The 25938-nt window shown below is 62.3% G+C and carries 25 protein-coding genes; 16 read left to right on the top strand and 9 right to left on the bottom strand.

Annotated features, from left to right (window positions below; all coding sequences use genetic code 11):
* Positions 1-6: 6 nt before the first annotated feature.
* Together O5O48_RS04190 and O5O48_RS04195 are read right to left on the bottom strand one after the other, a co-directional pair.
* Positions 7-162, bottom strand: coding sequence for a hypothetical protein (locus tag O5O48_RS04190; protein ID WP_228245645.1), 156 nt, complete (start codon positions 160-162; stop codon positions 7-9).
* Positions 163-300: 138 nt separating this feature from the next.
* Positions 301-2484 carry a heavy metal translocating P-type ATPase gene (locus O5O48_RS04195; protein WP_269688235.1) on the bottom strand — a complete coding sequence of 728 codons (2184 nt, stop codon included), beginning with the start codon at positions 2482-2484 and terminating at the stop codon, positions 301-303.
* A gap of 76 nt (positions 2485-2560) precedes the next feature.
* Between O5O48_RS04195 and cadR the strand changes: the two genes are divergently transcribed.
* Entirely contained in the window at positions 2561-3007 is a 447-nt protein-coding gene (gene cadR / locus O5O48_RS04200) for a Cd(II)/Pb(II)-responsive transcriptional regulator (protein WP_269688236.1), read from the top strand.
* Here cadR and O5O48_RS04205 read toward each other — a convergent pair whose 3' ends face one another.
* Entirely contained in the window at positions 3008-3694 is a 687-nt protein-coding gene (locus O5O48_RS04205; protein ID WP_088276982.1) for a tellurite resistance TerB family protein, read from the bottom strand.
* A 168-nt stretch (positions 3695-3862) separates the two neighbouring features.
* Between O5O48_RS04205 and O5O48_RS04210 the strand changes: the two genes are divergently transcribed.
* From O5O48_RS04210 to O5O48_RS04225, 4 genes are all read left to right on the top strand, one after another.
* A complete protein-coding gene (locus O5O48_RS04210) occupies positions 3863-4531 on the top strand; it encodes an NAD-dependent dehydratase (RefSeq protein ID WP_269688237.1) in 669 nt (222 codons plus the stop codon).
* A gap of 139 nt (positions 4532-4670) precedes the next feature.
* Positions 4671-6275 (top strand): response regulator, encoded by a 1605-nt coding sequence (locus O5O48_RS04215; protein WP_269688238.1) that lies wholly within the window; start codon positions 4671-4673, stop codon positions 6273-6275.
* Positions 6272-6970, top strand: a complete 699-nt coding sequence (locus tag O5O48_RS04220) for a sensor histidine kinase (RefSeq protein ID WP_233048723.1) — start codon at positions 6272-6274, stop codon at positions 6968-6970. The genes O5O48_RS04215 and O5O48_RS04220 overlap by 4 nt, the downstream gene beginning before the upstream one ends.
* 98 nt (positions 6971-7068) lie before the next feature.
* A complete protein-coding gene (locus O5O48_RS04225) occupies positions 7069-7440 on the top strand; it encodes a YbaN family protein (protein WP_269688239.1) in 372 nt (123 codons plus the stop codon).
* On the opposite strand, the gene amt is transcribed toward O5O48_RS04225, so the two are convergent.
* From amt to O5O48_RS04245, 4 genes are all read right to left on the bottom strand, one after another.
* Positions 7437-10826 carry an ammonium transporter gene (amt, locus tag O5O48_RS04230; protein ID WP_269688240.1) on the bottom strand — a complete coding sequence of 1130 codons (3390 nt, stop codon included), beginning with the start codon at positions 10824-10826 and terminating at the stop codon, positions 7437-7439. The genes O5O48_RS04225 and amt overlap by 4 nt on opposite strands.
* Positions 10827-11088: 262 nt before the next feature.
* Entirely contained in the window at positions 11089-12111 is a 1023-nt protein-coding gene (locus tag O5O48_RS04235) for an NADP-dependent oxidoreductase (protein WP_088276970.1), read from the bottom strand.
* A gap of 142 nt (positions 12112-12253) precedes the next feature.
* Complete coding sequence (locus tag O5O48_RS04240) at positions 12254-13324, bottom strand: GGDEF domain-containing protein (protein ID WP_228245636.1); 1071 nt, start codon at positions 13322-13324, stop codon at positions 12254-12256.
* A gap of 53 nt (positions 13325-13377) precedes the next feature.
* Positions 13378-13923: a gamma carbonic anhydrase family protein gene (locus O5O48_RS04245; RefSeq protein WP_233049917.1), complete on the bottom strand. Its 546-nt coding sequence runs from the start codon at positions 13921-13923 to the stop codon at positions 13378-13380.
* A gap of 128 nt (positions 13924-14051) precedes the next feature.
* Here O5O48_RS04245 and prlC point away from each other — a divergent pair, with 128 nt between their 5' ends.
* Together prlC and O5O48_RS04255 are read left to right on the top strand one after the other, a co-directional pair.
* Positions 14052-16094 carry an oligopeptidase A gene (gene prlC / locus O5O48_RS04250; protein WP_269688241.1) on the top strand — a complete coding sequence of 681 codons (2043 nt, stop codon included), beginning with the start codon at positions 14052-14054 and terminating at the stop codon, positions 16092-16094.
* The gene (locus tag O5O48_RS04255; protein ID WP_233048718.1) at positions 16091-16357 is read left to right on the top strand and encodes a YheV family putative zinc ribbon protein; all 267 of its coding nucleotides are present in this window, start codon (positions 16091-16093) and stop codon (positions 16355-16357) included. The genes prlC and O5O48_RS04255 overlap by 4 nt, the downstream gene beginning before the upstream one ends.
* Positions 16358-16393: 36 nt before the next feature.
* Here O5O48_RS04255 and O5O48_RS04260 read toward each other — a convergent pair whose 3' ends face one another.
* Positions 16394-17038 carry a hypothetical protein gene (locus tag O5O48_RS04260; protein ID WP_269688242.1) on the bottom strand — a complete coding sequence of 215 codons (645 nt, stop codon included), beginning with the start codon at positions 17036-17038 and terminating at the stop codon, positions 16394-16396.
* Positions 17039-17443: 405 nt separating this feature from the next.
* Here O5O48_RS04260 and coxB point away from each other — a divergent pair, with 405 nt between their 5' ends.
* From coxB to O5O48_RS04280, 4 genes are read left to right on the top strand one after another with little or no spacing between them, the layout of a single operon-like run.
* A complete protein-coding gene (gene coxB, locus O5O48_RS04265) occupies positions 17444-18568 on the top strand; it encodes a cytochrome c oxidase subunit II (protein ID WP_228245631.1) in 1125 nt (374 codons plus the stop codon).
* Between the two features lie 10 nt (positions 18569-18578).
* Positions 18579-20162: a cytochrome c oxidase subunit I gene (ctaD, locus tag O5O48_RS04270; RefSeq protein ID WP_233048716.1), complete on the top strand. Its 1584-nt coding sequence runs from the start codon at positions 18579-18581 to the stop codon at positions 20160-20162.
* A 15-nt stretch (positions 20163-20177) separates the two neighbouring features.
* Positions 20178-20744, top strand: coding sequence for a cytochrome c oxidase assembly protein (locus O5O48_RS04275; protein ID WP_269688243.1), 567 nt, complete (start codon positions 20178-20180; stop codon positions 20742-20744).
* A 29-nt stretch (positions 20745-20773) separates the two neighbouring features.
* Positions 20774-21661, top strand: a complete 888-nt coding sequence (locus tag O5O48_RS04280) for a cytochrome c oxidase subunit 3 (protein ID WP_269688244.1) — start codon at positions 20774-20776, stop codon at positions 21659-21661.
* A 21-nt stretch (positions 21662-21682) separates the two neighbouring features.
* On the opposite strand, the gene O5O48_RS04285 is transcribed toward O5O48_RS04280, so the two are convergent.
* Positions 21683-21895, bottom strand: coding sequence for a DUF2909 domain-containing protein (locus O5O48_RS04285; protein ID WP_233048713.1), 213 nt, complete (start codon positions 21893-21895; stop codon positions 21683-21685).
* A 52-nt stretch (positions 21896-21947) separates the two neighbouring features.
* On the opposite strand from O5O48_RS04285, the gene O5O48_RS04290 reads away from it, so the two are divergent.
* From O5O48_RS04290 to O5O48_RS04310, 5 genes are all read left to right on the top strand, one after another.
* Positions 21948-22712, top strand: a complete 765-nt coding sequence (locus O5O48_RS04290; protein WP_269688245.1) for an SURF1 family protein — start codon at positions 21948-21950, stop codon at positions 22710-22712.
* Positions 22693-23292: a hypothetical protein gene (locus O5O48_RS04295; RefSeq protein WP_269688246.1), complete on the top strand. Its 600-nt coding sequence runs from the start codon at positions 22693-22695 to the stop codon at positions 23290-23292. Before O5O48_RS04290 ends, O5O48_RS04295 begins: the two co-directional genes overlap by 20 nt.
* A 3-nt stretch (positions 23293-23295) precedes the next feature.
* Positions 23296-24342, top strand: coding sequence for a COX15/CtaA family protein (locus tag O5O48_RS04300; protein ID WP_269688247.1), 1047 nt, complete (start codon positions 23296-23298; stop codon positions 24340-24342).
* Positions 24343-24405: 63 nt separating this feature from the next.
* Entirely contained in the window at positions 24406-25311 is a 906-nt protein-coding gene (gene cyoE, locus O5O48_RS04305) for a heme o synthase (protein WP_269688248.1), read from the top strand.
* Positions 25308-25937 carry an SCO family protein gene (locus O5O48_RS04310; RefSeq protein WP_233049916.1) on the top strand — a complete coding sequence of 210 codons (630 nt, stop codon included), beginning with the start codon at positions 25308-25310 and terminating at the stop codon, positions 25935-25937. The genes cyoE and O5O48_RS04310 overlap by 4 nt, the downstream gene beginning before the upstream one ends.
* The last annotated feature ends 1 nt before the right edge of the window (position 25938 follow it).

A 25938-nucleotide genomic window follows, 5' to 3' on the forward strand; every position in this document is an offset into this window, starting at 1 on the left:
TTCGGCTCAAAAACGGCTGAACATATCGCTGACGAAGACCACCGGGATGGATGCAAAGGACGGCGCAGGCAGATCGGACTGCCCGGCCACAACCAGCGTTGCAGAAACGAATCCCAGCGCCAGAAGCGCCGGCACGAACCACGCGGAATAACGGCGTGTCATGTCTTTCTCCTTGCGCACCTCCGGCAGAGATGCGCCAATCTTGTTTTTGTTAGCGGAGAACAGTCTGTTGCAGAAATTGCTACACGTCCAGCAAAAAACACCACCTTCTGACAATTTTTTCTTCGTCGCAGCCCCACTCTAGAGCGGGTAACGCAATAGTCGCAGGCCGTTGAACACCACCAGCAGACTGACGCCCATATCGGCAAACACCGCCATCCACATGGTTGCCGAGCCGGTCAGCGTCAGGGCAACAAACACCGCCTTGATACCCAGAGCCAACCAGATATTTTGCCGAAGGACGCGCAGAGTGCGCCGCGACAGGCTGATAAACGCCGGCAGCTTGCGCAGGTCGTCATCCATCAGCGCAACATCGGCTGTTTCAATTGCGCTGTCGCTGCCGGCTGCAGCCATGGCAAAGCCGATATCGGCAGCGGCCAGCGCCGGCGTATCGTTGATGCCGTCACCAACCATGGCAACGCGCTTGCCGCGGGCCCGGGCCTGACGAATCAGCGCCAGCTTGTCGTCCGGTAACAGGTTGCCATGAGCCCGGTCGATGCCAACCTGGGTAGCGATTGCCTGCACCGTTGGGGCGTTGTCGCCGCTGAGAATAATGCTTTCCACACCCAGTGTATGAAGCTCACGTATGGCGTCGCGGCTGCCCCGTTTGAGGGTGTCGGCTACGGCGAACAGGGCAAGCACCTGATCCTCGCCGATCAGCAGGACCAGCGACTTGCCCTCCCGTTCGAGCAGCCCCAGACGCTCCTGCAGCGTGGCGCTCAGCAAACCGCGGGCCTCGGCCAGCCGCGCGTTGCCCAGCCAATAGCGCTCGCCGTTGATCAGGCCGCTGACGCCCTGCCCCGGCAGGGCAGCGAAGTCGTCCACCGTCAGCAGAGGCTGGCTGTTGGCTTTGGCGAGCGCCCGCGACACCGGGTGATCCGAGCGCGCGGCCAGACTTGCGGCCCGTTGCTGCGCGGCATCGGCGTCACTGCCTGCCAGCAGCTGAAAGTCGGTTTGTACCGGGCGCCCTTCGGTCAGGGTGCCGGTCTTGTCGAGGGCGATCAGATCGATCTGATCACCCTGTTCAAGGTGCACGCCACCCTTGATCAGCAGGCCCCGCCGGGCGCCCGCCGCCAGTGCGCTGACAATGGTCACCGGGGTCGAGATCACCAGCGCACAGGGGCAGGCCACCACCAGCAATACCAGCGCCCGATAAATCCACTCGTACCAACCGGCATCGGTTAACAGCGGCGGCAGCACTGCCATCAGCAGCGCCAGCAGGCAGACGACTGGCGTGTAGATGGCGGCGAAGCGGTCGACGAAGCGCTGCGTCGGCGCACGGTCGCTCTGGGCCTGCTCTACCGCATGGATAATGCGCGCCAGGGTGGTCTGCCCGGCCACCGCGGTAACGCGGTATTCCAGCGTGCCATTCTGGTTAATGGTGCCGGCAAAGACCGGATCGCCCTGCTGCTTGTCGACCGGCATGCTCTCACCGGTAATCGGCGCCTGGTTGACCGCCGAGCGTCCGCTGACCACCTCACCGTCCAGCGCGATGCGCTCCCCCGGCCGGACCCGAACCCGGGCACCCAGGGCAACGTCACTGGAGGCACGTACCGCCCAGCTGCCATCCTCAAGTTGCACACTGGCTTGCTCCGGCGCCAGCGCCAGCAGGCTGCTGATCGCCTCGCGCGCCCGCCCCAGCGACCGGGCTTCGATATGCTCGGCGATGGCAAAGAGCACCATCACCATGGCTGCTTCCGGCCACTGCCCGATCAGCACCGCGCCGGTGACCGCAATGCTCATCAGTGCATTGATATTGAGCGTGCGGTGACGCAGGGCCACCCAGCCCTTGCGGTAGGTGTCGATGCCACTCAGGGCAATCGCCAGCAGTGCCAGCAACGCCCCAAGCCAGACCGGCCCGGAGGCGAAGTGAACGATCTCGGCCAGTAACGCAACACCACCCGCCAGCGCCAGCGGCCACCAGGGCTTGCCGGCGCTGGCCTCCGGCCGATGGTCATCGACCAGTAACCGGGGGCTGAAACCCAGCTCGTTTATCGCCGTCAGCACCGCCTCGCGCCGCTCGGGCAGATGGCTTACCGACAACACCCGTTGCAGCAGATTGAAATGCAGCGTACCGACACCGGCCATGCCGGTCAGACGCTGACGAATCAGCCGCTCCTCGGTGGGGCAGTCCATCTGTTCGATATGAATGCGACTGACCTGCTCCCCCGCGCCCGGCGCAAACACCGGGGCCGTCGAGCTAGCTGGCGCCGCGCCGCAGCAGGGGGCAGGCGTGACGTGATCATGCGAATGTTGGGCAGACATGTGACCTCCGGGCAACTTTAGGGCAAAGTAAAAACCCTATAGCCACTACAGAGTCAAGCCTGCCCGGGAGGTACCTGTGAAAATCGGAGAATTGGCACGCCGCACCGACTGTACGGTAGAGACCATTCGTTACTACGAACGTGAAGGCCTGCTGCCGGAACCGCAACGCAGCGAGGGCAACTACCGTCAGTATGGCGAGCGCCATGTCGAGCAGCTGGTGTTCATTCGCAACTGCCGTCTGCTGGACATGACCCACAACGAGATCCGCGAGCTGCTTCAGCTGCGCCGCCGGCCAGAGGCAAGCTGTGGCGATGTAAACGGCCTCATCGAAGCGCACATTGAGCACGTCGGCGAGCGCATTGCGGCACTGAATCAGCTGCAGCAGCAACTGCTGGAGCTACGCCGGCAGTGTCACGACGATAATGATGTTGACCACTGCGGCATCATCGCCCAGCTGCAAACCAGTGGCAGCGTGAGTCCCCCCGACGCGGACTCGCATGTTGGTCGCAGCCACCGGCACTGATCAGACGGCGGTTGCCTGACGCTCCAATTCGGTGCGCAGTTGCGGGTCCAGCCTCAGCTGAGTCGCCAGCTCCTGCAGATATGCCCGCTCCATGAAATTCTGCTCATCAACCACCAGCAGGCTGGCGAGGTACATTTCGGCCGCCATCTCCGGCGTCTGCGCCGCGCGGGCAATTTCGGTCGGATCCAGCGGTTTGCTCAGCTCGGCGTCAAACCAGGCATGCAGCTGCGCGTCACCGGTCAACCGGGCGATTTCGCCATCAATCAGCTCCCGCTCCCGGTCGTCGATATGCCCGTCCGCCTTGGCGGCACCAATCAGCGCCCGCAATATCGCATGGCTGTGCTGCTCGGCCTGCGGCGCGGGCAGCCGATCCACCGTCTGCGGCTCGCCTTGTGGTGCACTGGCACTATTCTGCTGCCAATGCTGCCAAGCCTTGTAGGCAACCACGCCCAGAGCCGCAAGACCACCATACTTGACCGCCTTGCCGCCCATTTTGCGTGCCTTCTTGCTGCCCAGCAGCAGGCCTACCGCACCCGCTGCCAGCGCCCCGCCGCCAGCACCGGTCAGCAGGCTTCCCAGCGCGTTCGAGCTCGATTGTCCCTTGGCCGAGGGCGCGGCATCGCCTGCGCCGGACAGGGCACCGCTGGCAGACTTCAACAGTTGATCAAGCAGGCTTCGGGTATTCATGGACTTCTCCGTCAATGGCATGTCAGTTGCTTGGACCACAGAGTGAGTCCGAGCACTCATGGCAACCAAGGCGAACTTTGTTGCCGTATTTTTCCGTCAGGCGCAGGCAGCATGCCCAACTTGCGCTTAACTGAACCTTAACGAACAGGCGTCATCGGGGGGAGCAGAATGGAAGAAAGCAATGGCAAGACCCTGCTGGTACTCGGCGGCAGCGGGCTGGTTGGCATGGAGGTACTGCGTCAGGCGCTGGTCAACCCGGCCATCAGCCGGGTCGTCGCACCCAGTCGCTCGCCGCTACCCATGGCGGTCAGGCATTACAGCTACCTCGACAACCCGCAGGTCGATTTCGCAGCGCTGCCCGAAGACGCCGACTGGTGGCAGGCCGACGCGGCAATCTGCGCCCTTGGCACGACCCGCCAGAACGCCGGCTCCAGAGACGCCTTCCGCGCAGTGGATCGCGGCTATGTCGTCTCCTGTGCCCGTCACGCCCGCCGCGCCGGTACGCGAACCTTTGTGCTGAATTCGTCGCTGGGCGCCAGCCCGCGGTCCGGCTCGTTCTATCTGCGGGTCAAGGGTGAAGCGGAGCAGGATCTGGCGGCCATGGATTTTCGTTCCCTGACCCTGATTCGGCCATCCCTGCTCGACGGTGCCCGCGCCGAGAACCGACCGGGAGAGCTGGTTGGTCTGCTGCTGTCGCGTACCTTCAAGCCGGTGATCCCGAAACGGCTGCGGGCGGTCAAGGCTGGCGACGTCGCAGCGGCGATGCTGCAGGCGGCCCTGATGGCGCCGGTCGGCCAGCATGTCATCGAATCCGACGCAATCGTCAGACGGCATTGAGCACAGGCCGGCTGCAGGCGAGCGGCCCGATTTGCCATTCTGCAGAGTGGATCAATAGTGGCTCTTTGATTTCACTGTATACTTGCGCCAAGGGTCTAAACTGACATTCGGCATTCAACGGCAGGAATATGGCGAAATCATGATCGTCTACAGCAACAAGCGCTTTCTGGTCGTCGACGACTTCAGCGACTTCCGCTCGTCGGTGAAGGCCATGCTGACCCAGATGGGTGCACAGCATATCGATGTCGCCGCCAGTGGGGCAGAAGCAATCGCGCTGTGCGGCAAGACCCGCTATGACATCATCCTGCATGACTACAATCTGGGCGATGGCAAGAATGGTCAGCAGGTGCTTGAGGAGCTGCATCAGCGCAAGCTGATAGGCCCGCACTGCATTTTCGTCATGGTCACTGCCGAGAGCAGTCAGGCCATGGTGATGGCGGCGCTGGAATATGAACCCGATGCCTATCTGACCAAGCCCTTCAATCGTGCCAGCCTGCAGCAGCGACTTGATCGTCTGGTTGAGCGCAAGCAGGTGCTGGCGCCCATTCTTGATGCGCTGGCTGCCGGCAATCAGGCCGGCGTGCTGGCCGCCTGCGACACCCTGCTGGCAACTCAGCCGCGTCTTGCCCCGCTCTGCCAGCGCTACCGGGCCAACGCCCTGGCCGCACTGGGACGCGATGCCGAACTGGAGACCTTGCTGCAGGCCATCATCGATGAGCGTCCACTGCCCTGGGCGCTGGTCATGCTGGCCGGGCACCTGCTTGAGCGCGGCCATCTGGACCGCGCCGAGGCGCTCTACGAGCAGGGCATCAGCCAGTTTCCGATGCTGCCCACGCTGTATGACGGACTCGCCCGCGCCAAACAGTTGCGCGGCGAGCAGCTCAAGGCACAGGTTTTTCTCGAGCAGGCGGTCAAGATCTCGCCCAACAACCCGCAGCGTCAGGCCGAGCTGGGACGGCTCGCCCGCGCCAACCAGGACCCTGACAGGGCTGTGCGCGCCTTCCGTCAGGCAGTCAACCTGGGCCGCCACTCGGCCTTTCGCGATCCCGAGCATCACCTGAGTCTGGCCGACAGTCTGTGCGCGCAGGCTGGTGACAGCGCTCCCGGCCCCAAGGTGCTGCTGGAGATTCGTCAGACAATGGACGATCTGAACAACAGCTGGCGCGACAACGATGCCCTGGCCGCCCGTGGAGAGCTGTTGCAGGCCACGGCGCTCCAGCGAGCAGGCAAGACCGCAGACGCCGCCCAGATGGCGAAAAACGCGGCCGAGCGTCTGGCCAACATGGAAGACTTCTTTGCCGCCGATACCGCGCTGCAGGTCGCAGCGCAGCTGCGCGTGCTTGGCCAGGAGGCCCAGGCCGACCAGGTGCTCAGCAGCTGTGCAGAAATCTATGGCGACGACCCCAAGGTCATGGCCGGCATCGCCGAACAGACCAGCGACCCGGATATCCTGCGTGGCGGTGACCAGGCCATGGAACTGAACCGGCAAGGCATGCAGCTCTATCAGGGCAAGCAGTTTCCGCAGGCGCTGGAGGCATTTCGCAACGCACTGGCGCTGCAGCCGCGCAACATCAGCTATGCGCTCAACACCGCACAGTCGCTGCTGCGCCTGCTGCTCAGTGCTCCGGACCCGGCGCTGCGCGAAGAATGCCTCGACTGCCTGCAGCGGGTCCGCAACATGCCACCCGGTGACCCGCGATTCGAACGCTACAACAAGCTGCGCGAAAAGGCCGAATCGCTATGAGCGACGTACCCGAGGAGCAATCGCTGGATTTCTCCACCGTCATCGCCTCCACCGTTCACGACATGAAGAACTCGCTGGGGCTGCTGATGCAGTCCTACGGGCAACTGGTCGAGCGGCTACCCGCCAACGAGCACGACAGCACCGAGCGCGGCGTCATCGAATACGAGTTCCTGCGACTGAACGGCATGCTGGTGCAGATGCTTGGCCTGTACAAGCTGGGGGTCAATCAGTTGCCGCTGCGGCCGAGCTATCTCGAGCTGGAGGAGTTCCTTGAGGATCAGCTGGCGCGCCACCACGACATCCTGCGCTCGCGTCATATCGAAGGGACCTACGAAGTCGATGAATTCGGTCTGATGGGATTCTTTGATGCCGAACTGGTCGGCTCGGTGGTGGGCAACGTGATCAACAATGCGATTCGCTATACCCGCTCGGCTATCCACCTGCGCGCAGCGATGGACGGCGATCAGCTGGTCATCACCATCAGCGACGATGGCAGCGGCTACCCGCCAGCAATGCTGGAAAACCAGTCCGACTATATTCTCGGCATCAACATGAGCACCGGCAGTACCGGTCTGGGCCTGTATTTTGGCCAGCGCATCGCCGAGCTGCATCAACGCAACGGCAACAGCGGGCATATCGCCCTGAGCAATGGCGGCGCGCTGGGCGGTGGCGAATTTCGTATCTGGCTGCCCTGAGCCGCCGTGACGTGCGCTGGCACTTCGAGATAAGCTGACCCCGAGTTCTGCGGATCGACAGCCATGCCCTACTTCATCTGTTCCCAACCGGCCAGCCCATGATCTGGTTCTGGCGCTCACTGGCATCACTGTGCGTCGCCCTCGGCGCCATCGGTGTCGTGGTTCCCGGTTTGCCGACCACCCCCTTTCTGCTGGTCGCCGCCTGGGCCTCGGCACGTGGCTGGCCGGAGCTGGAGGCCCGCCTGCTGCTGCACCCGCACTATGGCCCGCTGATTCGTGACTGGCGTACGCGCCGGGCGATTCCGCGGCGGGCGAAATGGGCCGCAAGTCTGCTGATGCTCAGCAGCGTAGTCATGATCTGGCTGCTGCCCGCCCCCGACTGGCTGCGCTGGAGCCTGCCGCCATTTCTCTGTTGCGTTGCGCTCTGGTTATGGACACGCGCCGAACCGCAGCCGCCTGCCGGCCGCTAGCGCGGCATCATCCGCACGCCATCCAGCTCGCTCAAGGGTTGCGGGTGCCCGAGAAAATAGCCCTGGGCATAGTCCACCCCCAGCTCGCGCAACTGATCAAGAATGGCCTCGGTTTCGACAAACTCGGCAACCGTCTGCAGGCCCATTTCGTGGCCGATGGTATTGATTGACGCGACCATCGCCCGGGCAATCGGATCCGCCACGATGTCCTTGACGAACACCCCGTCGATCTTCAGAAAATCCACCGGCAGCGACTTCAGATACGCGAACGACGACAGTCCCGAGCCAAAGTCATCCAGCGCAAACTGACAGCCGATATCCTTGAGCCGCTGCATAAAGACGATGGCCTTGTTCAGGTTGGCAATGGCGCTGGTCTCGGTAATCTCGAAACAGATCAATTGGGCTGGCACGCCGTGACGCTCGATCGCCGCCAACACGAAGTCGAGAAAACTCTCCTCACCAATCGACGCCGCCGACAGGTTGATCGAGTAGCTGCCCAGTGCACCGCCATGCCGTCGGCTGTAATCTCCGAGCCAGGCCAGAAAGTTGCCGACCACCCAACGGTCGATGGCCGACGCCAGATCATAGCGCTCGGCAGCCGGCATGAACGCTCCCGGCGGGATGATACGGCCATCCTCACCAAGCATTCTCACCAGCACCTCATAGCCAGGCTGGGTCTCGCGCTCGCTGATAGCGTAAATGGGCTGGACATAGAGCCGCAGCAGATCGGCATCCAGTGCCTGACGCAAGCGATTGACCCATTGCATCTCACCGCGCCGCTCCTGCATCTGCGCATCATCGGCCTGATACAGGTGAATACGGTTGCGACCGGCGTCCTTAGCCGCATAACAGGCGCTGTCTGCGGCGCTGAGCAGCACATCGAGACTGGCCACCTGCTCTTCGATCTGGACCAGGCCGATACTGACCCCGACAGCGAACGTCTTCCCTTCCCAGCTGAACCGGTACTCTTCGACCAACGCGCGGATGCCATCAACCACCGGAATGGCTTCTTCCAGCGTGCAACCACTGAGCAGCAAGCCAAACTCGTCGCCACCGAGGCGCGCCAGCACGTCTGAACTGCGAATGTGCGACTGGAACAGCTTGGCCAGTTGCCGCAACAGCTCGTCTCCGGCCGCGTGACCACAGGTATCATTGACGATCTTGAACTGATCGAGATCCATATAGCACAGCACCTGGTCGACGCGCGCGCCCGGCCCGCGCTGCAGCGCCTGGGCCACCCGCCGCTCGAACTCCTTGCGGTTGACCAGGCCGGTCAGGGTGTCATGGGCCGCCTGATGGGACAGTTCGAGCGCCAGCCGGCGGTTGACGGTCACATCGCGAAAGGTCAGCACCGCGCCAATGATGTGCCCTTCGGCATCGCGGATCGGCGCCACCGCATCCTGCACCGTCACTTCGCTGCCATCGCGCCGGCGCAGCTGGTTCATGCTGCCGGCCGGGCGGCTCAGTGCCTGCCGGTAACGCCGCAACATGGCGCTGACCGGATTGAGCAGTTTTTCTCCGGTGCTTTCCTCGAACAGGCAATACACCTCATCCAGCGGTTTTCCTGCCGCATCAGCCTCGCGCCAGCCAGTCAGCTGTTCCGCTATCGGGTTGAGGTAGCGCACGCGCGCATCGGGACCGGTGGTAATCACGCCGTCGCCGATCGACGCCAGGGTCACCTGCGCCAGCATCTTCTCCTGAAACAGCTGCTGCTCGATACGCCGACGCTCGGTGATATCACGGATCATGCAGGTATACAGGTCGTCCTCCAGTGACCCGCTGCTGACCGTCAACTCGGCAACAAACTGATCATGGTCGTTGCGACTGAACAGCACCTCCTGCTTGATCTCGCTGCCGGCTTCCGGCAAGGGCAGGCCTGACCAGTCACGCTCCGCCACCAGACGCGCCATCGGCTGGCCGATCAGGGCGCCGGCGGGCAGCCCGAACAGGCGCTCGGCTCCGGGGTTGCAGGTCGCAAGGATGCCGTCCCGGTTACAGGTAACAACGCCGTCGCGAATGTCACGGATGATGCTTTGGGTCACGCCTACGGCGCGGCGCAGGGCGTGAATGACCTTGTTGTACTGCGCCGCGATCTGGCCCACCTCGGTAAAGGGTTCCACCGGCACATCCCGCTCAAACCGGCCATCGCGCTGATGGGCGGCCATTGCTTCAAGCAGCTCGATCAGTTCGGTACGGGCGCCATGCTCGGACACGTTCAGGCCAGCCAGCTCATCGTCCGGCGTTACCCGCATCGGCCAGAAGCGATTGACCGCGCGCAACAGCAGCCAGGTCAACCCGAAGGCCCACACCCCTGCGACCAGCACCCCTTCCAGCTGGGCAATAAACTGCTGACTACGGGTCAGCCCGGTGCCCAGCGCACCCAGATCGGCGAACAGCGCAACTGCCAGCGTGCCCCAGATACCGCTGGCCAGGTGCACCGGCACGGCACCGACCGCATCATCAATCTGAAACCGAAGCAGCAACCGGTCCGCCAGATACATCACGACCGCACCGATCAGGCCGATAAAGAACGCAGCCGACGCATCGACAACATGCGCGCCGGCGGTTACCGCAACCATACCGGCAATCATGCCGTTGAGCGGGTAGACCGGATCGACCAGTCGCCAGCGCAGCCAGGACATCACCATGCCGCCCAGGGTTCCGGCAATGGCGGCCAATACCGTGTTGGCGATGATGCCCGGCACCCGGCCATCAAAGCTCAGCGTGCTGCCGCCGTTGAAGCCGAACCAGCCAAACATCAGCATCAACGCGCCCAGCATCGCCAGCGGCAGGTTCGATCCGGGCATGCTGCGCCCGTCCCGGTCCTGCTCAAAACGCCCCTGGCGCGGGCCCAGAATCAGAATTACCGCCAGCGCCACCCAGCCGCCTACCCCGTGCACCACGGTAGAACCGGCAAAATCGACAAAGCCGCGTTCGGCCAGCCAGCCCAGGCCATCGGCAAAGACGCCGCCCCAGGCCCAGTGACCAAACAGCGGGTAAATGAAGCCGGCGATGATCAGTGTCACCAGCAGGTAGGACGCAAACCGCATCCGCTCGGCAGCGGCACCCGACACGATGGTCGCTGCCGTGGTACAGAACATCGCCTGGAACAGAAAGAACGCCGAATGCCAGGTATCGGCAAAGGGCAGCATGGAGAAGCCCTCGCCATACCAGCCGCCGGCAGTAGCCCCGAACATCAAACCGAAACCGAACAGCCAGTAGCAAAAAATGGCAACGCTCAGGTCAGCCATGTTCTTGACCGCAACGTTGATGGCATTTTTGCTGCGAGTCAGCCCCGACTCCAGACAGAGAAAGCCGATCTGCATGTTGAATACCAGTCCGGCACACAAAACCAACCACAGAACATCGAGCATCGGGATGGGCATGGGAGATACCTGTTCCATTTGGTAACTGGCACTTTGATAGCGCAACTGCTCAGGTCATGCACCCCACTGGTGCAGCGGCCGGCCAGGTTCGCGCCATGCGGCTCAGGATAGTGCAGAGCCTTGCAGGTTCTGTACCAAAAATCGTCGATTTGGTCAGAAAGTCGTCGCCAGAAAGGCGAATATGCATAACCCGGAGGGGTGTGCAGGAGAGGAGAAGTGCACTATCCCGGGCGCTGCTGCGCCCGGGATAGTTACGACAACATCAGTCGGCAATATGAACCAGCTGCTTGCCGAAGTTCTTGCCCTTGAGCATGCCCTTGAACGCCTCAACCGCGTTCTCCAGACCCTCGGCAACGGTCTCGCTGTACTTCAGGGCACCCGATGCGACCTGACCAGCCAGCAGCGCGGTGATTTCCTGATGCTTGTCCTGCCATTCGGTGACCAGGAAGAAGCGGTGTTCCGGCTTGGGATCAAGCGCACCAAAGATATGGAACGGGGTTTCGACCTTGCTCTGGTCTTCGGCATTATAGGCCGATACATAACCACAGATCGGCACGCGGGCACCCGGGTTGATCAGCTTGGCTACCGCCTTGGCTACCTCGCCACCGACGTTCTCGAAATACACGTCGATGCCGTTCGGACAGGCTGCGGCCAGATCCGCATCCAGGTTACCGGCCTTGTAGTCGATGCAGGCGTCGAAACCGAGTTCTTCCACGACATAGCGGCACTTCTCGGGGCCACCGGCGATGCCGACAACACGGCAGCCTTCCTGCTTGGCGGTCTGGCCAACCACGGTACCGACCGGACCGGACGCAGCGGCAACCACGACGGTTTCGCCAGCCTTGGGCTTACCCACATACATCAGACCGCAGTACCCTGTGCGGCCCGGCATACCGGCCACACCCAGGTAAGCCTGCAGCGGCACGCCCTGATCCTTGATCTTGTAAACCATAGGGGCGTTGCCCGGAATGATGCAGTACTCCTGCCAGCCGGAGTAGACAGTCACAACGTCACCCACTGCATAGTTTTCAGACTTGGACTCGACAACGCGGCCAACGCTTTCGCCGACAATCGGCGCGCCGATTTCAATCGGGTCCATGTAGCCCTTGCTGTCGTTCATGCGCGGACGCATGTAGGGGTCAAGCGACAGCCACAGGGTCTTGATCAGAACCTCACCATCCTTGAGCTCACGAACTGGTTCTTCCTTCAGAACCAGATCACCATCCTGAATTTCGCCCTGCGGGCGCTTGTTGAGCACGATCTTGCGGTTGATATGAGCAGACATGTGATGCCTCTTGCATGAATGAGTGAATGGGCGGAAACCTCCGCGAACCCCCGGATCATAAACGAACCGGGGCCGCTACCAGCCCCGGCAGGCCTACTATTCACAGACTTGATTGCCTGCCAATCCGTCGGCCGAAACGGCATCAGGCAATATCGCTGACCGTCAGTGCTCCGCCGGAACTGACCACCCGGTTGCGACCGTAGGCCTTGCCCCGGTAAAGACGCTGATCGGCGCAGCGGTACAGACCGCCAGCATCACGTGCGTCCCGGGGCCAGCAGGCCACCCCGAAGGTAGCCGTAATCGGCAGCGCCTGGCCCTGCCAGACCAGCGGCGAACGCTCAAGCTGCAGGCACAGCGTCTGCACCAGTTGTTCGGCAGCCACCGCGTCGGTATTGCGCAGCAACAACCCGAACTCCTCGCCACCCAACCGCCCAATCACATCGGTGCCACGCAGCCGCTGCCCCAGCACCCGGCACAGGTGCTGAAGGGCACGGTCGCCCGCTTCGTGGCCCCAGCTGTCATTGACCTGCTTGAAATGATCGACATCCAGCAGCACCAGGGCAAACTCGTCGCTGCTGCGCTGACTCTGCTCGATGCACTGGGCAAACAACTGATGAAAACGGGCGCGATTGAATACGCCGGTCAATCCATCCATTTCCGCCATGCGCTGCAGCGATTGCTGCGCCACCGCGCGCCGGCCCTCATAAAAGTGCACGAACAGCAGAATCATCAGGCCGCAGATCACCGCGTTGCCGATATCGATCAGCCCGGCAGCCGATTCCGGGTCGGCATAGCGCCACAGATAAAGCAGCAGGGCCGCGACCATGAACGGGATCGACAGCAGCAATCCGGCACGGCGCCCCAGCAGCAGATAGGCGAGCACCGGCACCATATACACCCAGACGAACGCGGTGACCGACGCCTCGGGCATCAGCATGATATAGAGCTGAAAGCAGAAGGTAGGCAACAGGTAGCCGTAGATCCAGGGCGTCAGCCAGCGGACCCGCATGACTGTGCGGGCCGACCACAGCAGGAACAGGCCAACGATGATTTCCAGCGTTGCCAGCACGGCATTGTCATTGCCAAACTGCAGCAGCGCAAAGCCGCAGAGTACGACGCCAGTGCAGGCAAAGATAAGACGCAGCAATGAGCGCCGGGCAGAATCCTCCAGCCCGGCTGCCGCCCGTCGATGTATTCCGTGCTCCGAATCCAATGGCTTTCCTGTCCGATGACTGTCCGTAGCGGTGCAGTATAGCGAAGCCCGGCTCAGCTGGAGGCCCAGTTTTCCAGCAGGTGCTGATCCTTCAGCCGTACATAGTTGGCAGCCGAGTAGGTAAAGAACTCACGTTCCCTGTCGGTCAACGGGCGCACCTGTTTGGCCGGGCTGCCCATATACAGATAACCACTTTCCAGCGTGCGCTTGGCCGGCACCAGAGAGCCGGCACCGATGATCACCTCGTCTTCGACCACCGCGCCATCCATGACGATGCTGCCCATGCCGACCAGCACACGGCTGCCGATGCTGCAGCCATGCAGCAGCACCTTGTGGCCAATGGTCACGTCATCGCCGATGTTCAGCGGATAACCATCCGGGTTGAACGGGCCGGCGTGGGTGATGTGCAGCACACTGCCATCCTGCACGCTGGTGCGGTCGCCAATACGAATGCTGTGCATGTCGCCACGAATGATCGCGCCGGGCCAGACCGAGCAATCGTCACCGAGGTGCACGTCGCCCAATACCACCGCCGACGGATCAACAAACACCCGGTCACCCAGCACCGGCTGCCAGTCCCTGAAGCCACGTACGTTCATCGCATCACCCTTGAATTTTGCGGCTATCGCCGTCATTGAGAACTTCTAACGAAGTCACGATGCCAAGCGCGCCGGAGTTGATTACCATGGGCGCATTGTAAGTCATCGATCGAATCAGGATACCCGCCATGCCCAATCCGCTGCTGCAACCCTACGATCTGCCGCCCTTTGCCGAGATCCGTGCCGAGCACGTCAAACCGGCCATCGAGCAGATTCTGGCTGACAACCGCGCACAGCTCGATGCCCTGCTGGCCAACCCTCCAGCGCAATGGACCTGGGCCAACCTGATCGAGCCGCAGGATGACATGGGCGAACGCCTTGGTCGTGCCTGGTCGCCAGTCAGCCATCTCAATGCGGTCATGAACAGCCCCGAGCTGCGTGAAGCCTATGAAAGCTGCCTGCCGCTGCTGAGCCAGTATTACACCGAGATGGGCCAGAATCAGGCGCTGTTTGAAGCCTACCAGCAGCTCGCCTCCAGCGACGAGTTCGCCACGCTGGACAAGGCCCAGCAGACCATCCTTGAACACGCCCTGCGCGACTTCAAGCTGTCCGGCATCGCCCTGCCGCCGGAGCAGCAGAAGCGCTACGGCGAACTGCAGATGCGTCTGTCCGAATTGCAGAGCACCTTCTCCAATCAGGTGCTCGACGCCACCCAGGCCTGGACCAAGCACATCACCGACGCGGCCCAGCTGGACGGCCTGCCCGAGTCCGCGCTGGCGCAGGCCAAACAGGCCGCCGAAGCCCGCGAGCTGGACGGCTGGCTCATTACCCTGGAGTTCCCCAGCTACTTCCCGGTGATGACCTACGCCACCGACCGCGCCCTGCGTCAGGAGGTCTACACCGCCTTCTGCACCCGCGCCTCCGATCAGGGTCCCAACGCCGGCCAGTTCGACAATGGCCCGGTGATCGACGAGATTCTCGTGTTACGTCAGGAGCTGGCCGAGCTGCTGGGTTTTGCCAACTATGCAGAGCTGTCGCTGGCGACCAAGATGGCCGAAAGCACCGATCAGGTGCTCGGCTTCCTGCGTGATCTTGGCGAGCGCAGCAAGCCGTTCGCGAAACAGGACCTGGCCGCCCTGAAGGCTTTTGCCGCAGAACAGGGCTGCGACGACCTGCAGCCCTGGGATGTTGGCTTCTACAGCGAGCAGCTGCGCCAGCAGCGTTACGCCATTTCTCAGGAAATGCTGCGCCCCTACTTCCCGATCGATACCGTGATCAACGGCATGTTCGCCATCGTCCAGAAGCTCTACGGTATCGAGCTGCGCGAAGTCGCCGAGTTCGAGCGCTGGCACAAGGACGCGCGCCTGTTCGAGGTGATCGAGCAGGGCGAAGTCATCGGCCGCTTCTTCCTCGATCTGTACGCCCGCGCCAACAAGCGCGGCGGCGCCTGGATGGATGGCTGCCGTGACCGGCGCCTGCTGCCCGACGGCGCCCTGCAGCGCCCCATCGCCTATCTGGTCTGCAACTTCACCCCGGCGGTCGGCGGCAAGCCGGCATTGCTGACCCACGACGAAGTCACCACCCTGTTCCACGAGTTCGGCCACGGCCTGCACCATCTGCTGACCCGGGTGAACTACGCCTCTGCCAGCGGTATCAATGGCGTGGCCTGGGATGCGGTCGAGCTGCCGAGCCAGTTCATGGAAAACTGGTGCTGGGAGCCGGAAGGCCTGGCGCTGATCTCCAGCCACTATGAAACCGGCGAGCCGTTGCCGCAGGACCTGCTGGACAAGATGCTGGCGGCCAAGAACTTCCAGTCCGGCCTCGGCATGCTGCGTCAGATCGAGTTCTCGCTGTTCGACTTTGAGTTGCATGTGCGCAAGCACCCCGAGCTGAGTGTGCAGCAGGTACTTGATCAGGTGCGCGATGAGATTGCGGTCATCAAGGTACCGTCGTTCAACCGCTTCCAGAATGGCTTCAGCCATATCTTTGCCGGTGGCTATGCAGCCGGTTACTACAGCTACAAGTGGGCAGAAGTGCTGTCGGCAGATGCCTTTTCGCGCTTCGAGGAGGAAGGGGTGCTGAACGCCGAGACCGGCCGCGCCTTCCGCGACAACATTCTTGCCCGTGGCGGCAGTGAAGCGCCGATGGCGCTGTTCGTCGCCTTCCGTGGTCGTGAGCCGTCAATCGATCCGCTGCTGCGCCACTCGGGCCTGACCGGAGAAGCCGCATGAGCCAGCAACCGATCAAGCGTTTCATCGCCGGCGCGGTCTGCCCGGCGTGCAGCGCGATGGATACCATCAAGATGTACGAGGAAGACGGCGTACCACACCGCGAATGCGTGGAGTGCGGCTACGCCGATACGCTGGATGCCCGCGGCAACTCGGTACCCAAAGAGCTGACCACCCGGGTCAACGAGGCACGCAAGGCACCAAAGAAGCCGAGCAGTCAGACGGTGCAGTTCTTCCCCAACCCGCGTTTGAAAAAAAAGGACTGACCGGGCAGCCGGCTCGCAATACGGGCCGGCTGCTGTTCAGGCAGCGCCGCGCAACTCAATCTCGACCCCCAGCTGACGGGACATACAGGGCCATTGTGCCCATAACCGGCGCACCTGCGCCGGGTCCTGACTGGCCTGATAGGCCCTGAACGGCTCCGACTGAAACAGATCCTCCGGCAGCAGGCCGGAAACCGCTGTTTCCACCGCCGTATCCAGCTGGTTGGCAAACCCCTCGCCCATCAGTTGATGCACAATCAGGTTGGCCCGCGTGGTATCCATCGGAATCAGCGGCGCAATGCCGTTGGCGACGTAACGATCGTTGACCTCCTCGACCAGGCGATGCGCCAGATAGGCCTCGTCCAGCAGCATAATCAGCCCTTTGTGCTCACTGGGCAGATCCGGGGGCTGCAGGAAAAAGGCTTCCGCCACCTTCAGCACCGGCAGCATGCGCTCGCGCAAGTGAGCGGCCTGCGCTACTGCAGCTGCCGCCTCCAGCACGTCCGGTACCTGCTCGATATAGGCCCGAGCAAACCGATACAGGGTTTCGACCTGATTATTCTCCACCCGGATCGACGGGTGCAGGGCCGGCAGACGGGATTCAAGCCAACGCTGCATTGCCCCGACCGAGTCAGGTTGCGCCATGGCATCGGCAATACGGCGTTTCAGGCCGGTTATATTCATGTTTCACGCTCCACAACGACGGCTGAATGCTGCAAGCGGCCAACAGCATATTGATATCATTCTCATTTCGAGAAAAGCTAGCAGAGGCACCCCATTCCGTCAAAGTGACTCATCGGGAGCCATTAGATCCAATTGTAATAACTGCAACCTCAGGGCGGACACCCTCCCCCGCGTTCCAACTATCGCGGCTCGCTGTCAGTGAGACGCAACATTGCCAAGCCGCAACCCCTGTCTATACTCGATTGTGTCGGTAGCCTGTGGGGGAGTTCCGACCGGGGGTGATTCATCGCGATCTTCGCGCTGCGCATCCCGCGGTTTCGGGTATCTGCGCAGTGTTGTACCTGCTCCAGATACCCCTCATTCCGTGCACCGGAAGCGATAACAACAATAAAAGGGGAACCGGGAATGTTGCGAGCAGCAATCACCTGGCCTGTTGGCCTGTTCCTGTGCGCGCTTGGCCTGTCGGCCAACGCCGAGTGGGGCATCAACATGCGCCGTGGCGTCACCGACGTCAGCCAGTCCGTGTTCGATCTGCACATGACCATCTTCTGGATCTGCGTCGTCATCGGCGTCGTGGTATTCGGTGTGATGTTCTGGTCGATGCTGATGCACCGCAAATCGGCCGATAGTAAGCCGGCGACCTTCCACGAGCACGTCGGCGTCGAAATCCTCTGGACCGTCATCCCGCTGGTCATCCTCATTGTCATGGCGGTTCCGGCCACCAAAACCCTGATCGATATCTACGACGCCGACGAAGCCGACGTCGATATTCTGGTCACCGGCTATCAATGGCGCTGGCAATACCAGTACGTCGGCGAAGGGGTCAGCTTTTTCAGCACCCTGACCACGCCGCGCGACGAAATCACCAACGTCAGCGCCAAGAGCCCGGACTACCTGCTGGAGGTCGACAACCCGCTGGTTATCCCGGTCGGCAAAAAGGTCCGCTTCCTGGTCACCGCCTCCGACGTCATTCACTCCTGGTGGGTACCGGATTTTGCGGTGAAGAAGGATGCCATCCCCGGCTTTATCAACGAGGCCTGGACCCGGGTTGAAGAACCCGGCATCTACCGCGGCCAATGCACCGAACTGTGCGGTAAGGATCACGGCTTCATGCCGGTCGTGGTGCAGGTGCTGCCGCAGGATGAATACGACACCTGGCTGGCTGAGCAGAAAGAGGCGGCGGCGAAGGAAGCCGAGCTGCGTGACAAGACCTGGACCCTCGACGAACTGGTCGAGCGTGGCGAGAAGGTCTACACCACCGCCTGCGCCTCCTGTCACCAGCCCAACGGTGAGGGCCTGCCACCAATGTTCCCGGCGCTCAAGGGCAGCCAGATTGCCACCGAAGACATGGCCGCGCACCTCGACATCGTGCTTAACGGCAAGCCCGGCACCGCCATGGCGGCGTTCGGCAAGCAATTGTCTGAAGTCGACATTGCTGCCGTGATCACCTACGAGCGCAATGCCTGGGGCAACGACACCGGCGAAATGCTCTCGCCCATCGATGTTCTGAAGGCGAAAGAAGGCCAATAGGAGACCTGCCATGAGTGCTGTGATCGATACCCATCACCACGACCATGCCCACGGTCCGGCCAAGGGCCTGATGCGCTGGGTGCTGACGACCAACCACAAGGACATCGGCTCGATGTACCTGTGGTTCAGCTTCGCCATGTTCCTGCTCGGCGGCTCGATGGCCATGGTCATTCGTGCCGAACTGTTCCAGCCGGGCCTGCAGCTGGTGCAGCCCGAGTTCTTCAACCAGATGACCACTACCCATGGCCTGATCATGGTGTTCGGTGCAGTCATGCCCGCCTTTGTCGGCCTGGCCAACTGGATGATTCCGCTGATGATCGGCGCGCCGGACATGGCGCTGCCACGGATGAACAACTTCAGTTTCTGGCTGCTGCCGATGGCCTTCGGGCTGCTGGTCTCGACACTGTTCATGGAGGGAGGTGGCCCGAACTTCGGCTGGACCTTCTATGCACCGCTGTCGACGACCTATGCGCCGCCCAGCGTCACCTTCTTCATCTTCGCCATTCACCTGGCAGGCATCAGCTCGATCATGGGCGCGATCAACATCATCGCCACCATCCTCAACCTGCGCGCACCCGGCATGACGCTGATGAAGATGCCGCTGTTCGTCTGGACCTGGCTGATTACCGCCTTCCTGCTGATCGCCGTCATGCCGGTGCTGGCCGGCGTGGTCACCATGATGCTGATGGACATCCATTTCGGCACCAGCTTCTTCAATGCCGCCGGCGGCGGTGATCCGGTGATGTTCCAGCACATTTTCTGGTTCTTCGGCCACCCCGAGGTCTACATCATGATCCTGCCGGCGTTCGGTGCGGTCAGCCAGATCATTCCGGCCTTCAGCCGCAAGCCGCTGTTTGGCTACACCTCCATGGTCTACGCCACCGCGGCCATCGCCTTCCTGTCGTTCATCGTCTGGGCGCACCACATGTTTACCGTCGGCATCCCGATTACCGGGGAGCTGTTCTTCATGTACGCGACCATGCTGATCGCGGTGCCCACCGGGGTGAAGGTATTCAACTGGGTCAGCACCATGTTCCGGGGGGCGCTGACCTTCGAAGCGCCGATGCTGTTCGCCGTGGCCTTCGTCATCCTGTTTACCATCGGCGGGTTCTCCGGTTTGATGCTGGCCATTGCACCGGCCGACTTCCAGTATCACGACACCTACTTTGTGGTCGCGCACTTCCACTATGTGCTGGTGCCCGGCGCCATCTTCGGCATCTTCGCCTCGGCCTACTACTGGCTGCCAAAGTGGACCGGCCACATGTATGACGAAACACTGGCCAAGACCCATTTCTGGATGAGCTTCATCGGCATGAACCTGGCGTTCTTCCCGATGCACTTTGTCGGACTGGCTGGCATGCCGCGGCGCATTCCCGACTACAACGTGATGTTCGCCAACTTCAACATGATCTCCTCGGTTGGCGCCTTCATGTTCGGGGTGACCCAGCTGCTGTTCCTGTTCATCGTCATCAAGTGCATCAAGGGTGGAACGAAGGCGGCGGCCAACCCCTGGGAAGGTGCAGAAGGGCTGGAGTGGACGGTGCCGTCGCCGGCGCCCTATCACACCTTCACCACACCCCCCGAGGTGAAATGACCGGAGGCGCTGGCCATGAGCGAGCAGCAATCCAACAAACCGGTAGTAACGCGTCTGGTGCTGACCGTGATCGGCATGTTTGCCTTCGGTTTTCTGATGGTGCCGCTGTATGACGTGATGTGCGATGCCCTGGGCATCAACGGCAAGACCAGCGGCACAGCCTATCGGCAGGAGGTCGAGCACATCGACGAGAGCCGCACCCTGCGGGTGCAGTTCGTCGCTACCCGGGCGCAGGGCATGGCATGGGACTTCAACCCGGACGCAGAGCAACTCAGTCTGCATCCGGGTGAAACCCGCGAGATGCTGTTTTATGCCCACAACCCGACTGACCGGCCGATGGTGGCGCAAGCCATTCCCAGCGTCTCGCCAGCCAAGGCCGCCGCTTTCTTTCACAAGACCGAATGCTTCTGTTTTACCCAGCAGGTGTTGCAACCGGGGGAAAGCGTGGAGATGCCGGTGCGTTTCATTGTCGACCCGGCACTGCCGACCGATGTGAAACACCTGACGTTGGCCTACACCCTGTTTGATGTATCGGAGCGGATGCCTGACAAGCTGGCGAGCGCGTCAGCCCAGGCTCACTGAACATGATTGCCGGATAAGGAGAACAACAGATGGCCAATCACGAAACCTATTACGTTCCGGCCCAAAGCAAATGGCCGATCATTGCCTCGGTCGCCCTGCTGCTAACGGTATTTGGCGCCGGCAGCATGATGAATGGCGATGCCGCCGGCGCCGGCAGCAGCCTCGGCAAATGGATCTTCTTTGCCGGTGCATTGATGATCGCCTACATGATGTTCGGCTGGTTCAGCAACGTGGTGAAGGAAAGCCGCGAGGGGCTCTATAGCCCGCAGATGGACCGCTCCTTCCGCATGGGCATGGGCTGGTTCATCTTTTCCGAGGTGATGTTCTTCGCCGCGTTCTTCGGCGCACTCTTTTATGTGCGTACCTTCGCTGGCCCCTGGCTCGGTGGTGAGGGCGACAAGGGCGTGGCCAACATGCTCTGGCCCGAGTTCGTCTATCAATGGCCGCTGATGGTCAACCCCGATCCCGGAGCCTTCCCCGGCCCGAAAGAGGTGATCAGCGCCTGGCAGCTGCCACTGATCAACACCATCCTGCTGATTTCTTCCAGTGTCACCGTCACCTTCGCCCACCATGCGCTGAGAGCCGACAAGCGGGGCGCCACCAAGGCCTGGCTGGGCCTGACCGTGGCGCTGGGCACCGTGTTTCTGATTCTGCAGGCGCTGGAGTACCAGCACGCCTACCACGATTTGGGGCTGACCCTGAACTCCGGCATCTACGGCGCCACCTTCTTCATGCTGACCGGCTTCCACGGCGCTCACGTGACCATGGGTACGCTTATTTTGGCGATCATGCTGATCCGCATCACCAAGGGTCACTTCACGCCGCAACAGCACTTCGGCTTCGAAGCGGCCAGCTGGTACTGGCACTTCGTTGATGTGGTCTGGGTCGGCCTGTTCATCTTCGTCTACATTTTCTAACCCATGCGGGCGGCGGCGTTGTCAATGCAGCCAGGGCGTATTCCAGACCAGGTTGCCGGACCAGAAGCCCCAGGCGATCAGGCCCAGCAGCAGGATCGTCAGGCTGATGCGTACGCTCAGGGCGGTTACCAGCCGCCCGCGACCATCCGTGTCCTTCATCAGAAAAAACAGCCCGCTGAACAGGCTGATCACAATCAGCGCCAGCAGCATCAAAATGGTCAGTTTGAGCCACATGGGCGTCCCCTTCCTGTTGTTATGTTGGGCTCAAGTATAGCGAGGGCGCACCATGCTGCTCGCTGATTCCAGCCGCAGTGGCCGCCGCTTTGCGCCTGGCTGGCCGCTGTGGGTGCTCACGCTGACCCTGCTGCCGGCACTGCTCGCGCTCGGCAGCTGGCAGCTGCAGCGCGCGGGGGAAAAGCAGCAGATGCAGGCGTCGATTGACGCACTGCATCAAACCCCGGCGATGCCACTGTCTGCGTTCGCGCAAACGCGGCCGTCTGACTGGCAACCGCTGATTCTGCGCGGGCAGCTGGAGGCTCGGCACACATGGCTGCTCGACAATCGCACCCGCGACGGCCGAGCCGGGGTAGAAGTGTTGCAGGCCTTTCAGGACACCAGTGGCCAATGGTTGCTGGTTAACCGCGGCTGGCTGCCCTGGCCGGACCGCCGTCAGACGCCGCAGATCGAGACGCCGTCGGGAGAACTGCAGCTGCTGGCAGAGAAGCTGCCAGGCAACGGCACCGGCTGGCGCCCGGGTAGCCGGCGTTGCGCAGCTGGCACTGCCAACTGCGTGGTAGCCCAGCTTGACCTGACAGCCTTGCGCCTGCAGTCCGGTATTGCGCTGCAGGACTGGAGCGTCCGCTTGACCGGGGACGGTTCATCGGCAGCACTGCAACTCGACTGGCCAGCGCTGCCGATGAGCGCAAGCCGACATACCGGGTATGCCGTCCAGTGGTTCAGCCTCGCTGCGGCGCTGATCGCTTTGTTTATCTGGGCCGGTTTCCGGCCCGACCATCGGGGGAATAATAATGATGAGCCTGACCGAGCCTGACCGGACCCGGCAACGCCCACGCGGCCAGCTAAAGCTGCTCGCCGTCATCGGTGTCGTGGTCGTACCCATTCTGATCGCCGCGCTGATGGCGCACTTCGGCATCGGTGTGCCGCAGGCACATTCAAACAAATCCGCCCTGGTCGAGCCGGCCATTCAGGTCAGCGACTGGCAACTGGCGCTGGAGCCCGTCGGCTATGGCGGGCCCTGGCGGCTGCTGGTTACCCACACCGGCGCCTGCGAACGCGAATGCATGGCGCTGATCCACGAAGCCCGGCAGATCAATGTGGCCGTCGGCCGCGAGGCGGGCCGCGTCGAGCATGTACTGGCCTCGCCGGTCGCCCTGCGCGACGATGAACTGGCCCGGCTGGAAACCGAATTTCCGCGCCTGCAGCGTACACGCTTCGACAGCAATGCCTATCTTCACAGCCTGCAGACCCAGCCAGACAGCTGGCTGATCGGCCCGCAGCTCTGGCTGGTCGACCCACTCGGCCGTGTGGTGCTGCATCACAGTGCCGGTCAGCCAGGCAAAGACCTGCTTGATGACCTCAAGCGTCTGCTGAAACTCTCGAAGGTGGGCTGAGCCATGCGCAAACCTGGCTACAACCTGGCACTGGCAGGGCTCCTGCTGTGCTTTATCGTCGTCATCCTTGGCGCTTACACCCGGCTGGTACACGCCGGACTCGGCTGCCCGGACTGGCCAGGCTGCTACGGCTTTCTGACCGTACCGCAAAGCGATCATGCGCTGGAAACGGCGCAGCTGCGCTTCCCGGACGACCCGGTCGAAGCCTTCAAGGCCTGGGCGGAGATGATTCACCGCTACGCAGCCGGCACCCTCGGCTTGCTGATTCTGGGCCTGGCCGTGATTGGTATCCGACAGCGCCGCGACCCCGGCTACCCGACCGGCCTGTGTGTCGGGCTGCTTGCCCTTGTCGTCTGCCAGGCACTGTTCGGCATGTGGACCGTGACCCTCAAGCTCTGGCCGCAGGTCGTCACAGCCCATCTGCTAGGCGGCTTCGCGACCCTGAGCCTGCTGTTGCTGCTGGTACTGCGCCTGTCGGGCCGGCTACCGGCACTCCATCCCACCCGCTCGCTCACCAGACTGCGCCTGCTGGCGCGCTTTGCACTTGCGGTGGTGATCCTGCAAATCATGCTCGGCGGCTGGACCAGCACAAACTATGCCGCGGTGGCCTGCATCGACCTGCCGACCTGCCACGGGGAATGGTGGCCGGAGATGGACTTCCACACCGGCTTCAACCTGCTGCATCAGGAGATCGGCCCGAACTACCTGGGCGGCATGCTGGAAGGCCCGGGGCGGACAGCGATCCATTTCACCCACCGCCTTGGCGCATTGCTCACCACGTTCGTTGTGCTGCTGCTCGGCTGGCAACTCTGGCGCGCACGCCTGCACGGTCTGGCGCTGCTGCTGTGCCTGGCACTGACTGCCCAGGTCGGCCTGGGCATCACCAACGTACTGGCAGCGCTGCCGTTGGCGGTGGCTGTCGCGCATAACGGCATGGCAGCACTCCTGCTGCTGTGCACACTGGCCGTCAACTATCGCGTGCGTGCGCCGGCAACGGTGCGGGTCCGACTGGACGCACGACCACGCCGTTCACTGGCGAGTCACGCCTGAGGCATCCATACTCCAGACACAACAACACAGGTGCGCAGCACGCACCGACAGGGGGAACAGACCATGGCGAGCCTCTCTCAAGCGGTGCCGGTCCGAGCCGGCTGGCGCGACTATCTGGAGCTGACCAAGCCGAAGGTGGTGGCTTTGATGATCATCACCTCGGCCATCGGCATGCTGCTGGCCAGCGAGCAGGCGGTGCCCTGGAGCACGCTGCTGCTGGGCAACCTCGGCATTGCCCTGTGCGCAGGGTCGGCAGCGGCGATCAACCATGTGGTCGACCGCCGGATTGACATTCATATGGCCCGCACCCAGCGGCGCCCACTGGCGCAAGGCCGCGTCGAACCGCTGAACGCGGTGCTGTTCGCCATCCTGCTCGGCAGCGCCGGACTGGCGGTCCTGCTGTCATGGACCAACACGCTCACGGCGCTGCTGACACTGGCGTCGCTGCTCGGCTATGCGCTGATTTACACGGCCTTTCTCAAGCGCGCAACGCCGCAGAACATCGTCATTGGCGGCGTCGCCGGCGCAGCACCGCCGCTGCTTGGCTGGACCGCCGTCACCGGACAGATTCAGGCCGAAGGTCTGCTGCTGGTGTTGATCATCTTCGCCTGGACACCCCCGCACTTCTGGGCGCTGGCCATCCACCGCAAGGCAGAATATGCCAAGGTCGACATCCCGATGCTGCCGGTTACCCACGGCGAGCACTACACCAAGCTGCACATTCTGCTGTATACCTTTATCCTGCTCGCTGTGAGCCTGTTGCCGTTCGTGATCCACATGAGCGGCCCGCTCTATCTGGTGGCCGCGGTGGCGCTGGGCCTGCGCTTTATCGACTGGGCTGTCGCCCTGCTGCGTGACAGCCGTCCGCACGCGGCCATCAAGACCTTCAAGTATTCACTGTGGTACCTGCTGTGGCTGTTTGTAGCCCTGTTGCTGGACCACTATATCGAGGTGGCTGGATGGCTTTGACCGGGGTACAGAAAACCGTACTGGTATGTGTGGCCAGCATTGCGCTGGTAGTGGGAGCAGTCGTCAACAAGGTGACGCAACCGGCGCCGCTGGATCGCACAGCGCTGCAGGAAGCGGGCATCTATCTGTTCGACAGCCCCCGCCCCATACCCGATGTCAGCCTGCGATCCGCAGCAGACCAGCCCTGGGGACGGGATAACCTGACCGGCCAGTGGGATTTGCTGTTCTTTGGCTATACCTTCTGTCCGGACATCTGCCCGACCACACTGGCCGAATTGCGCCAATTGATGCAGAAACTGCCCGAGGCCACTCGCAGCCAATTGCAGGTCACCTTTGTCAGCGTTGATCCCAACCGCGACACACCAGAACAGATCACGACCTATCTGAACTTCTTCAGCGCCGGCTTCGCTGGCGCAACCGGCGAGTCCGAGCAACTGGCAACACTGGCCAAGGCCCTGTCGATTGCCTATATCGAACCGGACACCAGCAGCGAAAATTACCTGGTCGATCACAGCGGCCAGGTCGTCATCGTCGACCCGAACGGCCGCTACGTCGGCTTTATCCGCCCGCCACTGAACACCGAAAAGCTGGCCCAGTGGCTACCTCGGATCATCGGCGCCGAATAGA

The organism is Halopseudomonas sp. MFKK-1 (genome assembly GCF_027474385.1).
GTDB lineage: Bacteria > Pseudomonadota > Gammaproteobacteria > Pseudomonadales > Pseudomonadaceae > Halopseudomonas > Halopseudomonas aestusnigri.